The sequence below is a fragment of the Acidisoma sp. S159 genome (genome assembly GCF_009766125.1).
Classification (GTDB): Bacteria; Pseudomonadota; Alphaproteobacteria; order Acetobacterales; family Acetobacteraceae; genus Acidisoma.
The window spans coordinates 153,939-165,170 of the sequence record NZ_LMUG01000009.1; the positions used below are offsets into that span (position 1 = coordinate 153,939).

Sequence of the window (11,232 nt, forward strand, 5' to 3'; positions counted from 1 at the left end):
AAGGCTTGGATGGCACGGGGTGCCGAACGCCTTCGCGTGCCGTGACGAATCCGTTGGGTCGCCGCTCACTCCTGGATCTTCACCCGTGGCCTCCCTCAGGCAGCCGATGGGCTAAGCTGGCTGCTCGCCTTGTTGATGAAGACCGACAGGAAGGCCGCTCCCACCGCCAGCAATCCCGCAACAATAAAAGCCGGCATGTAACTGCCGTCCAACGTCCGCACGGCGCCGGCGAAGAAGGCGGCGCTGGCGGCACCAAGCTGGTGCCCTGCCACCACCCAGCCGAAGATCAGCGGCGCCCGCGTCTCCCCGAAAGCATCATTCGCGAGACGCAACGTCGGCGGCACGGTCGCGATCCAGTCCAACCCGAAGAACACGGCGAAGGTCGAAAGCCCGATTACGTCGAAGCCGGAGAAGGGCAGGTAGATCAGCGCCAATCCGCGGAGCCCGTAATACATGAAGAGCAGTTTTCGGGAATCGAAACGGTCGGTCAGCCAGCCGGACCCCGTTGTTCCGATCAGGTCGAAGATCCCCATCAGCGCCAAAAGCCCGGCCGCACGAACCTCGGGAATGCCGTGGTCGCTGCAGAGCGCGATGAGATGGGTGCCGACGATGCCGTTGGTCGTGAAGCCACAGACGAAGAAGCTCGCGAAGAGCAGCCAGAAGGTGCGGCTTTTCACACCCTCTGCCAAAGCGCCGAAGGCGTTGCGCAGCGGCGGCACGAGCGGTGGGGGAGGCGGCAGGTAGCTCGGCTCGGCGCCCCAAGGCACCAGCCCGATCGAAGCAGGCCGCTCCGGCACCAGCAATGCGAAGAGGGGCGCCACCAGCAGGGTCGCCGCCGCGACGGTCAGAACCACCGGCCGCCAGCCGGCGGAAGTCGCGATGGCGGAGAGGGCAGGGGTGAAGATAAGCGTTCCGGTCGCCGTGCTCGCCGTCAGCAGCCCCATCGCCAGGCCGCGATTGGTGGTGAACCAGCGGTTGACGATGATGGCCCCCAGCACATTGGCGACGCAGCCGGTCGCGATGCCGGACAGCACACCCCATGTGGCAACGAGCTGCCAAGGCACCGTCATGAAGGAGCTAGCACCCGTCGCGGCCGACATGCCGATGAGCGCGATGGTCACCACCCGCCGGACGCCAAACCGCTGGATCAGCGCGCCTGCGAAGGGACCCATCAGCCCGTAGAGGAAGATGCCGATCGCGGCGGCCAGCGCGATAATGGCGCGGCTCCAGCCGAAGCTGTGTTGCAGCGGCACCATCAGCACGCCCGGCGTGCCTCGCAAACCCGCAGAGACAAGCAGCGCCAGAAAGGCAACGCCCACCACCACAAAGATATAGCGCTTGCCGAAAGGGCGGCGCGCTGGCGGCACAGTCAGGGGAACGGCCGAACTGGATTGCATGACGCAATCCTAGGCCGGGTGGAGCGGATAGTAGAAGAGGCGATAGCGCAGCCGGAGGGTTGCTTAACTGTCGGCCTTATGAGCCTCGGCTGCCCCTTCGGCGCCCACAGCGATGGCATAGGCGGTATTGACCACCGCGACATGCGAAAAGGCCTGCGGAAAATTGCCAAGCTGCCGCTTGAGGCTGGGCGCGTATTCCTCCGCGAGCAGCCCGACATCATTGGAGATGGCGAGCAGCCGGTTGAACAGCGCCTCCGCCTCCTCCGCCCGGCCCTGCAGGGCGTAGTTGTCGGCCAGCCAGAAGCTGCAGGCCAGGAACACGCCCTCACCGGGCGGCAGCCCATCGGTGCTGCGCCGCGTGTCATAGCGCAGCACAAGCCCGTCCTCCACCAGCCCTTGCTCAATGGCCGCAACGGTGCCGAGCATGCGCGGGTCGTGCGCGCTCAGGAATCCGGTGCGAGGAATCAGCAGCAGGCTGGCATCGAGCTCATCGCCGCCATAGACCTGCACGAAGGCATTCAAACTCTTGTTGAAACCCTTCTCCAGGATCTCCACCCGCAGCGCCTCCCGGTTCTCCCGCCAGGTCTCCAGATCGCCTTCCATCCCATAGGTCTCGGCGTCGGAGATGCAGCGGTCCAGCGCGCTCCACGACATGATCTTGGAGAAGACGAAGGGCTGGCGGCCGCTGCGCACCTCCCAGATACCGTCATCGGGATCGCGCCAGATCTGACAGAGGTGGTTGGCGAGGGCCCGCTGCATCCCCCAGCCGGCGGGCAGGTCGGCAAGACCCAGGCGGCGGCCTTCCGACAAAACCGCCATGACCTCGCCATAGACATCGAGCTGAACCTGCTCCGATGCGGCGTTGCCGATCCGCACCGGGGCGGAATTGGCATAGCCAGGCAGCCAGGGCGCTTCCCACTCCGTCAGCCGCCGCTCGCCGCCGATGCCATACATGATCTGGATCTGGTCCGGCATCCCGGCAATCGCCCGCAGCAGCCAGTCCCGCCAGGCTTTCGCCTCGGTCAGATACCCGGCGCGCAGGAAAGCACCCAGGGTCAGCGTCGCGTCACGCAGCCAGCAGAAACGATAATCCCAGTTCCGGTTGCCGCCGAGCTGCTCCGGCAGCGATGTGGTGGCGGCCGCCACAATGCCGCCGGTGGGCGCATAGGTCAGCGCCTTGAGGGTGAGCAGCGAGCGTTCGACGGCGGCGGACCATTTGCCCTCGTAAACGGCCGAACCCGCCCAATCGGTCCAGAACTGCTCGGTGCTGTGATATTCCGCCTCGAAGTCCGGCCGTTCGGGCGGATCGAGATGCGACGCGTTATGGACCAAGGAGAACACCTGCCGCTCGCCGGCGCGCAGCGTGAAACTCACGGTGGTCGCCAGATGGTCGTTGAGCAACTCGATGGCGGAAAACAGGCTGACCCGGTCAGGCCCGCAGATGCCTTGGATACCCGTATCGTCCGGTAGGCGCGTCACCCAAGGGATCGCGGAGCCATAGTCGAAGCGCAAAGTGAGATCGAGCCGCAGCTCGACTTCCCCGCGGATGCCCTCGGCGATCCGGATGATGGCCGTCTCATTATGGCCAACCGGCATGAAATCAAGAACGCGAGCCTCGCCCTGATCCGTCACGATTTTAGTCTCGAGGATCATGCTGTGCGGCAGATAGACGCGACTAACCCGTGCGCCCTCAGCCGCGGCGCCCAATCGCCAGGAGCCATGCTCTGGGGTCCCCAGCAGTGCAGCGAGGCAGGCATCGCTATCGAAACGGGGGAGGCACAGCCAATCAATCGACCCGTCGCGGCTGACAAGGGCGCAGGTGTGGCAGTCCCCGATGATCGCATAATCCTCGATCAGGGGCTCGCGCCCGGTCACTTCCACCATCCGTCACGCTCCCGCTCTATGGTCAGCCTAGCTGGCAACGGCCAGCCATGGTTCGCCAGCGGGAAAAAAGTTCGTATCGGAACCGGACCGGCCCACGAAAGCCCGCGAGGGTGGTGGGCGCACAAGGACTCGAACCTTGGACCCGCTGATTAAGAGTCAGCTGCTCTACCAACTGAGCTATGCGCCCTCGGGCCGCCGTATAACAACGCTAACCCAGTCTGTGAAGCCTCCCCCCGGCGATATGTCGCGCCACGGGACTCGTAGCCTTTTATCGCTGAGATTCACTGACGTTGCGGAGAAGTCTGAACGGCGACCCATCGGCCCCCGTCATCTCAGCCGGCAGCGGCGCGTCTTGTCGCGGCCTCGTGACCGGCGGCCTTGCCGTTCGCCGCCTCGTTCATCACAACGCGCAAATCGCGAAGGAAGGCGGAACCCTTCAGGGTTTTTTGCACGAGCACGCTGCGACGATCCGCGGGATCGAGTTTGCGCCGCACCAGTTCGAATTCGGTCAGGCGATCAAGCGCGCGCGTGATGGCTGGCTTTGAGACCTCGAGATCCGCCGCCAAACCACGCACGGTATGCGCTTTGTCGGTCAGATAGCAGGTTAGGAATACTCCGAGCTGCCGCGCTGAGAGATCAGGCCCATCCCGACGGACAAGAGCCACAATCGTATCGCGAAGAACGCCAATAAGCTGGTCCGATGACTGACCGGCTACCATTTCTCAACCCTTTCATGGCAGGACGGTTTGAACCCCCGCCAAATACTTCGAGACCCCGAGGGTCCCCTTTGGCTGCCTAGCCTCGCCGTATGACTAGCGAAACTGGGGACAACCCAGTGTATGTTGTGCCTTGCTGAAAAGACAGCAATTTTCAGGTGGCATTACCCGATTTTAATACAACTCCGAAACCGTTCTCCATACGTAAGAAAATCAACTAGTTTAGTGACCCGCAGAACACCTCTCCTCTGCAAACTGGCGTATCGCGGCAGCAATGCTGCGAACACCCGGCGCTTCACCTCCCTCCGGACGGGCCGGACGAGTGGTGTCGTTCCACGCGTAAAGATCGATATGCGCCCAAGGAATCCGTTGCGGAACAAACCGCTGCAGGAAAAGGGCCCCAACAATGGCGCCTGCAAGAGGTGATGCCGAAACGTTGTTCAAGTCCGCGACGGCGCTATCAAGCCATCCTTCATAGCCTGGCCAAAGCGGCAGCTGCCAAAGCGGATCGTCCTCGCTGGATGCAGAGTGCACTAGACGGTGAGTCCATTTCTCATCCGACGAGAACAGGGCTGGGATATCTGGACCAAGTGCCGCGCGTGCGGCCCCTGTCAGGGTAGCAGCGTCAAGAATGAAATCTGGCCCTTCAGCCACTGCGTCGGTGAGAAGATCACAAAGAACGAGACGTCCTTCGGCATCGGTATTGCCCACTTCCACGGTTTTCCCGCTGCGTGTCCTGAGAACATCGAGCGGGCGCATCGCAGAGCCCGACACGCTATTCTCGACGCAGCCGATGCGCAACGTCATCTCGATCGGTAGATCCTCGGCCATAATTACGGCAGCGACCGCCATCAGCACGGCGGCTCCCCCCATGTCCTTCTTCATGCGCAGCATGGAGGAGGACGGTTTCAAATCATAGCCGCCGCTGTCGAAACAAACGCCCTTGCCGCAGAGTGCGATCTTAGGAGAATGCTCATCCGCCCGGCTACCGCGCCACCGCAGGATCGCGACGCGCGGCTTCCGGTCAGATCCACGACCGACAGCAGCAATTGCCGGATAAGATTCGCTAAGCTCCTCTCCTGCAACGATGTTAGCCTTCGCACCAAAACCTTGCGCTAAAGTTACCACGACCTCCGAAAGCTCCTCAGGGCCGAGGAGGTTTGCAGGCATGTTGACGAGATCCCGTGCCATCCAGATAGCGCGTGCCTGCGTGCCTGCGCTGCTCATCATAGGGTGTTCCAGCAAAGCGGGGCGCTTCACCTCGGACTTGAGATCGTTGTAGCGGTAGGCTCCTAGACAATACCCAAGTGCAGCGGCGGAGGGATCAGCGGTTCCCTCTGCCAGGCGCCAGCGGGAGAGGGCAGGCAGCGCGTAGGGCAGTGCGCCGAAAGGCGCGCCGCCAACCGTTTCCCCCAATCCGAGCAAGGCTGTGACACGGCCGTCGGCCGCCAGCGGAAGGATTTGCACGGTGCCGCTTTTCGCGGCGAAGCCCGTGAGCTTCAAGAACGCCGACTGCGCTGGCGCCAAACAATCAAGGGCTGCGGCAAGCTCGTCGGGGCGCAGCGCACGGATGAGGTGAACGGGCGCGTTCTCCGAGTCGCTGTCCACGGGCGGATCGAAGAGGCAATCCAAAGGGCGCAGCATCAGCCAGCATCTCCAGGCGCCGAACCGGTCACTTTTGCGGTCATCGCAGCGACGACACGGCGGATGAAGGCCGCCGGGGCGCGCGGCGCATCGCCCTCCTGCACCAGCGCTAGGTCGAGCAGCAGGCGCGCTTCCTCAGCGACCGACTCGCCGCCGGCGGCGCGAGAGGCGAGGGCGGCGATCCAGGGATGACCCGCATTGACCTCCAAAACCTGCGTTGCGCCCCAGGTCGGCCGGCCCGCGCGGCGGAGCAGCCTTTGCATATGGAGATCGGCACCGCCCTCGGCGCTGGCCAGCATCACCGGGCTCTCGCTGAGGTGCGCAGCCTGCCGAACCTCGGAAACCTCGTCGCCCAGCTCGGCCTTGATCGCCGCGAGGAGTGGCGCAATCGCCTCGTTCGGCTCTTTCTTCGCCCCGAGATCGGCCCCCGCCTGACGAGCATTCCGGACAGGCTTGTCGGCATAGGTCCCGAGTCGCTCGGGCCAAAACGCATCGATAGAGTCCGACAGCAGCAGAACCTCGTAACCGCACTTTGTGAATCCTTCGAGAACGGCGGCGCCGCGCAGCGACTCGATATCCTCGCCCGCCAACAGATAGATCGCCGGCTGGTCCGGTTTCATGCGCGAGACATAATCGTCGAAGGAGGTCCAGCCGGTTTCCGTCGAGGAACGGAAGCGGAGCAGAGGAGCGATATCGGCACGAGCGGCGCCATCCTCCCAAAGCCCCTCCTTCAGAACGCTACCGAAATTCTCCCAGAAACTCAGATAGCCGTTGGCGTCGGCTTTCTGTGCATCCTCACTCTCTTCGGTTGTCGGCGCGGCCGCAGCGGGGGGCGTCTTGGCGCGCGTCTTCAGTTCCGTGAGCACGCGGTTGACGATCGCCTTCCGCATCCGTGCCATCAGCGGCGTCGTCTGCAGCATTTCGCGCGAAACATTGAGCGGCAGATCCTCAGTATCCACCACGCCCTGAACGAAGCGCAGCCAAGGCGGCAACAGCTCCGCCTCATCGGTGATGAACATCCGCCGGACATGGAGTCGCAGCTTGCTCTTGCGATCGCCCTCAACAGGATCGAAGGGCTTGCTGTCGGGAATGAAGAGCAGAGCGGTATATTCCAGGGCTCCTTCCGCCCGCCAATGCATCGTTGCCCAGGGCTTGTCGAAGATATTGCCCAGGTGGCGATAGAAGCCGAGGTAGTCCTCCTCGGTCAGCTCGCTCTTCGGCCGCCGCCACAGCGCTGTGCCCTCGTTGGCGGCCTCCGTCTTGCCGTCATGAACAAGCTTGAGGGGCACGCTAATGTGATCCGCCCAGCGGCGTATGATTGTCTGCAGCCGCGAGGGCTCCAGGAACTCCTCCGCATCGGACTTCAGATGTAGGATGATATCCGTTCCCGCCGTCGCACGCTCCGCCGCGGAAAGCTCGAAACTGCCGCGCCCCGCGGATCGCCAGCTCCAGGCTGCCGATTCGCCGACCCGGCGAGAGATCACCTCGACCCGCTCCGCCACCATGAAGGCCGAGTAGAAGCCGACGCCGAATTGGCCGATGAGGCTGGGGCGTTCCTCCGGGTTCGCGTCCCGGATGGTGTCGCCGAAAGCGCGCGTTCCTGACCGCGCGATGGTGCCGAGGTTGCTCGCGAGTTCCTCCCGGGTCATACCGAGACCGTCATCCGAGATCGTGATCTGCCGTGCCGCCTTGTCCGGCGCGATGATCACCGCCGTATCGGGCGGCAGGGCCAGAGCGGGCTCGGTGAGCGCCTGAAACCTCCTGCGATCGATTGCATCCGCTGCATTAGCAACCAGCTCCCGCAAGAAAATTTCACGTTCCGAATAGAGTGCATTGACCACCAGGTCGAGCAGCCGGCCGACCTCCGCGCTGAAGGCGCGGGTCTCGGTGCCGCCCTCGGCGCCCGCCGCATTTCCGTCCCGCATGGTCTCCGCCGTCCCGTCGCTCATTCTTTCCATCCTTAGGCTCAGCGTTCTATGTGCCGCTGGTCGTTGTCATTTCAACCTGATTCCTGCGGCGCGCCATATCAATCTGCTCGCACTTGCAAACTCTTCGTTAAGCACCCAGAAAAGAAGCCATGCAGGGATTTTCCCCGCGAGTCCGCGCGGTTCTAGGTCCGACCAATACGGGCAAGACGCATCTCGCCATGGCTCGCTTGCTGGCCCACGCCTCCGGCATCATCGGCTTTCCCTTGCGACTCCTCGCGCGAGAAAATTACGACCGGATGGTCGCCGAGAAGGGCGTGCGATTCGTTGGACTGATCACCGGCGAAGAGAAGATCATCCCGCCAGAGGCGCGGTGGTTCTCCTGCACGGTGGAAGCCATGCCACTTGATCGCGCTGTGGAATTTGTCGCGATCGACGAGATTCAACTCTGCGCCGACCCGGATCGCGGCCACGTCTTCACTGACCGGCTCCTGCGCGCCCGCGGCCTCGTCGAGACCATGGTGATGGGGGCGGAGACCATCCGCCCGCTCATTCAGCGCTTGGTCCCCGATATTCAGATCGAGACCCGGCCGCGCCTCTCGAAGCTGGTCTATAGCGGCCCGGCCAAGCTCACCCGCCTGCCGCCGCGCAGTGCCGTCGTCGCCTTCTCGGCCGCCGAGGTCTATGCGATCGCCGAAATGATCCGCCGCCGCCGCGGTGGCTGCGCTGTGGTGATGGGCCGTCTTTCCCCGCGCACGCGCAACGCTCAGGTGGCGCTGTATCAGGAGAAAGAGGTCGATTTCCTTGTGGCCACGGATGCCATCGGCATGGGCCTCAATATGGACGTGGATCATGTCGGCTTCGCCGGCATCTCCAAATATGATGGCCACCGCCTGCGTCGCCTGACCGCGCCCGAGACGGCGCAGATCGCCGGCCGCGCCGGTCGCGGCATGCGGGACGGCACCTTCGGCAGTACCGCCGATTGTCCAGCGCTCCCCGAGGAACTCGTGCGAGCCGTCGAGGCGCATGACTTCGAGCCGCTCGACCAGCTCTGCTGGCGCAACAGCGACCTCGACTTTGCCTCGATCGATTCGCTCCTCGCCACGCTGCAAACCCCGCCGCCGCGCCGTGGCCTGGTGCGCGGCAACGATTCCTCCGACCTGCAAACTTTGGCCGCCCTGTCGCGGGATGACGCTGTGCGCGCGAAAGCCCGGGGACCCCGTCGCGTGCGGCTATTGTGGGAAGCCTGCCAGATCCCGGACTTCCGCAAGATCACCGATGACAGCCATGTCCAGCTCTGTGCCCGCATCTTCGGCCATGTCGCTGATGGCGGGCACCTGCCGGTCGACTGGATCGCCGCGCAGATGGACCGCCTCGATCGTGTCGAAGGCGATATCGACACCCTCATGCAGCGCCTCTCGGGCGTGCGTGTCTGGTCCTATGTCGCGGCGCGCGCCGACTGGGTAAAGGACGCCGCCCATTGGCAGGCGCGGGCGCGCGAGATCGAGGACCTCATTTCCGACAGCTTGCATGAGAAGCTCATGCACCGCTTCGTTGACCGCCGGGCCGCGCTCCTCATGCGCCGGCTGGAGGAAAGCGAGGGCCAGGATCTCCTCTCCGCCGTCACCGCCCGGGGCGAGGTGGTGGTCGAGGGCCATTCGGTCGGCCATGTCGCGGCCTTCACCTTCATCCCCGATCCGGCGGCGGTCGGCGGCGAGCGCCGCATGGTGCTGCGCGCCGCCCGCCGTGCCCTCGGCGAGGAAATCCCCCGCCGCGTCGCCCGCCTCGAAGCCGCCGGCGACGAGGCTTTCACAAGAACCCCCAACCACCGTCTGCTCTGGCAGGAACAGGAAATCGCGCGGCTGCGGCCGGGCCATTCGGTGCTGCGGCCGATGGTCGAGGTGGTGGCAAGCGAATTCCTCGACGGCCCGATGCGTGAGCGGATCCGGCGACGACTGCAAAGCTTCGTCGATGCCGAGATCGCCAGGGTTTTCGCGCCGCTCTTTGTGGCGGTCGGCGCCCCCGTGCCCCCCGCCGCGCGAGGTTTGCTGCACCGGCTGAGGGAAGGGATGGGCCTCGCGGCCGCGCAAGGCGAGGACGAGCAGCACGGCGCGCTACGTCTCGTCGGCGGCCGCTTCGCCTGGTTCCTGCCGGCTCTGCTGAGGCCTGCGGCGATGGCATTGCGCGCCTCGCTTCTCGCTCTGGCCAAAGGCGTCGAAACGCCCGCGCTCCCTCTGCCGAGCCTGACATCCATCGCCGCTGAACAGCCTTGGCCGGAGGGCTTCGCAACCGCCTTGGGCTGGGTCTCGGCCGGACCGGTACTTCTGCGTCTCGATGTCGCCGAGCGGCTGGCGGCCGAACTCCAGCGCGCCGCGGGCAGGCGCGGCAATCAGGCGCCTCTCCCGCCAGGACTCGCCTCGCGTCTTTCCCTCCGCGCGGAAATGCTGCCGGCGGTGCTGCGTGGCCTCGGTTTCCGCCTCCAGCCGGCGGCGGGGCTCAGTCCCGAGACCTACGGTCCGCCGATGTCGCCCGTTGTCACCTGGCGGCCCCGTCCGCGCATCACCCCGGGCACGGATCGCGCTCAGTCGGGCGCCGGTCCCTTCGCGTCTCTTGCCGTCCTTCGCCAGAGCGGCCGCCGTTGAGCTCGTCGCGACCCGCTCTCGCCGAACGGCAGCTCGAGGGCCGCGACTGGCAGCGCCTCGACCTCTGGCTATGGTGCGCGCGCGTCATGAAGGCGCGCTCGGATTGCGCGCGGCTGGTGGAATCGGGCGGCGTCCGCCTCAATTCGCAACCCACGGCTAAGGCCCATGCCCGAGTGCGGCCGGGCGACGTAATCACCCTTGGCTTGCGACAAGAAGTGCGAGTGCTGCGAGTTATCAGTTTAGCCGAGCGGCGAGGACCTGCGCCAGTGGCGCGCATGCTCTACCGGGAAATTGCTGAGTTGACGCCAACATCCGAGCCCGATGTCGCTGATCGCGAAGACTACGGACCCCGCGAAGTCACCGAGATTTAACCTCCTGATCGTTATCATTGCGAAGCCGCCCAATCGCGGAATAGCAAGCATACGCCGCCTGTTTTGCGTTCCACCTTTGGCTGCAACGTAAAAACGAGGAAGGCACAACCGTGGTTCAGCCCATTGACCGGAATGACGTACGCAACGCATTCAACAAAGAAGCACCGACCCAATTCGAAACCAAAAAAAGACAAATCAGCCTAAACTAGTCGACAGTGGCAGGCAGGTTGCATCGGCTGGTGGAAAGCAACGATTTAAGGAAAGACCCGAAGGGCCTAAAGACGCAATGGGGAGAGCTTCGCAGATAGTGCCGGAGTTAGCTCTGGAGGATTCGCCACTGCTGAAGAAAGAAGAAGATCATTTAAAGGAAATAATGTTTAAGATATCGACGAAATATCCACTTGTACATATCGCGCAATTTCTTCCCGGAATGGCCTCCTTAACCGACTTGACTCCACCGCGCGACATCCGCGCATTCATTAGAAATTTTGATGCTTGGGAGTATCGGCTCGCAATTGGGGGTATCCCCCGACGGGGGTACCACCTTCCAACGCTACCGCTTTGATCCCGGAATCGCGCTAGTGTCCTGGCCGAGAAATAACTAGACACCTTCGCGTGGCTATGATTCGCTGAGTTCCTGGCAGCGCAGGAGA

General features: G+C 64.0%; 7 protein-coding genes and 1 tRNA gene. 2 read left to right on the forward strand and 6 right to left on the reverse strand.

Going from position 1 to position 11,232, the window contains the following annotated elements:
• Positions 1–95 precede the first annotated feature (95 nt).
• The 6 genes from GSQ92_RS06100 to htpG all read right to left on the reverse strand — a co-directional run bounded on the left by GSQ92_RS06100 (position 96) and on the right by htpG (position 7,566).
• Positions 96–1,397, reverse strand: a complete 1,302-nt coding sequence (locus GSQ92_RS06100) for an MFS transporter (RefSeq protein ID WP_158805567.1) — start codon at positions 1,395–1,397, stop codon at positions 96–98.
• 63 nt (positions 1,398–1,460) lie between these two features.
• Complete coding sequence (locus tag GSQ92_RS06105; RefSeq protein ID WP_159013127.1) at positions 1,461–3,281, reverse strand: glycoside hydrolase family 15 protein; 1,821 nt, start codon at positions 3,279–3,281, stop codon at positions 1,461–1,463.
• 111 nt (positions 3,282–3,392) lie between these two features.
• Positions 3,393–3,468: transfer RNA gene (locus tag GSQ92_RS06110), tRNA-Lys, on the reverse strand.
• Between the two features lie 145 nt (positions 3,469–3,613).
• Entirely contained in the window at positions 3,614–4,000 is a 387-nt protein-coding gene (locus GSQ92_RS06115) for a MarR family transcriptional regulator (RefSeq protein WP_158805569.1), read from the reverse strand.
• A gap of 219 nt (positions 4,001–4,219) precedes the next feature.
• Entirely contained in the window at positions 4,220–5,641 is a 1,422-nt protein-coding gene (locus GSQ92_RS06120) for a leucyl aminopeptidase family protein (RefSeq protein WP_159013128.1), read from the reverse strand.
• On the reverse strand, positions 5,641–7,566 hold the full coding sequence (htpG, locus tag GSQ92_RS06125; RefSeq protein ID WP_158805685.1) for a molecular chaperone HtpG: 1,926 nt from the start codon (positions 7,564–7,566) through the stop codon (positions 5,641–5,643). The genes GSQ92_RS06120 and htpG overlap by 1 nt, the downstream gene beginning before the upstream one ends.
• Positions 7,567–7,718: 152 nt before the next feature.
• Between htpG and GSQ92_RS06130 the strand changes: the two genes are divergently transcribed.
• Both GSQ92_RS06130 and GSQ92_RS06135 read left to right on the forward strand, forming a co-directional pair.
• Entirely contained in the window at positions 7,719–10,208 is a 2,490-nt protein-coding gene (locus GSQ92_RS06130) for a helicase-related protein (RefSeq protein WP_158805571.1), read from the forward strand.
• Positions 10,205–10,579 (forward strand): RNA-binding S4 domain-containing protein, encoded by a 375-nt coding sequence (locus GSQ92_RS06135; RefSeq protein WP_371418074.1) that lies wholly within the window; start codon positions 10,205–10,207, stop codon positions 10,577–10,579. The genes GSQ92_RS06130 and GSQ92_RS06135 overlap by 4 nt, the downstream gene beginning before the upstream one ends.
• The last annotated feature ends 653 nt before the right edge of the window (positions 10,580–11,232 follow it).

Excerpts from the sequence above, each read along its gene's own strand:
- GSQ92_RS06100 (WP_158805567.1), bottom strand. The coding sequence starts at position 1,397 with ATGCAATCCAGTTCGGCCGTTCCCCTGACTGTGCCGCCAGCGCGCCGC.
- GSQ92_RS06105 (WP_159013127.1), bottom strand. The coding sequence starts at position 3,281 with ATGGTGGAAGTGACCGGGCGCGAGCCCCTGATCGAGGATTATGCGATC.
- GSQ92_RS06115 (WP_158805569.1), bottom strand. The coding sequence starts at position 4,000 with ATGGTAGCCGGTCAGTCATCGGACCAGCTTATTGGCGTTCTTCGCGAT.
- GSQ92_RS06120 (WP_159013128.1), bottom strand. The coding sequence starts at position 5,641 with ATGCTGCGCCCTTTGGATTGCCTCTTCGATCCGCCCGTGGACAGCGAC.
- htpG (WP_158805685.1), bottom strand. The coding sequence starts at position 7,566 with ATGCGGGACGGAAATGCGGCGGGCGCCGAGGGCGGCACCGAGACCCGC.
- GSQ92_RS06130 (WP_158805571.1), top strand. The coding sequence starts at position 7,719 with ATGCAGGGATTTTCCCCGCGAGTCCGCGCGGTTCTAGGTCCGACCAAT.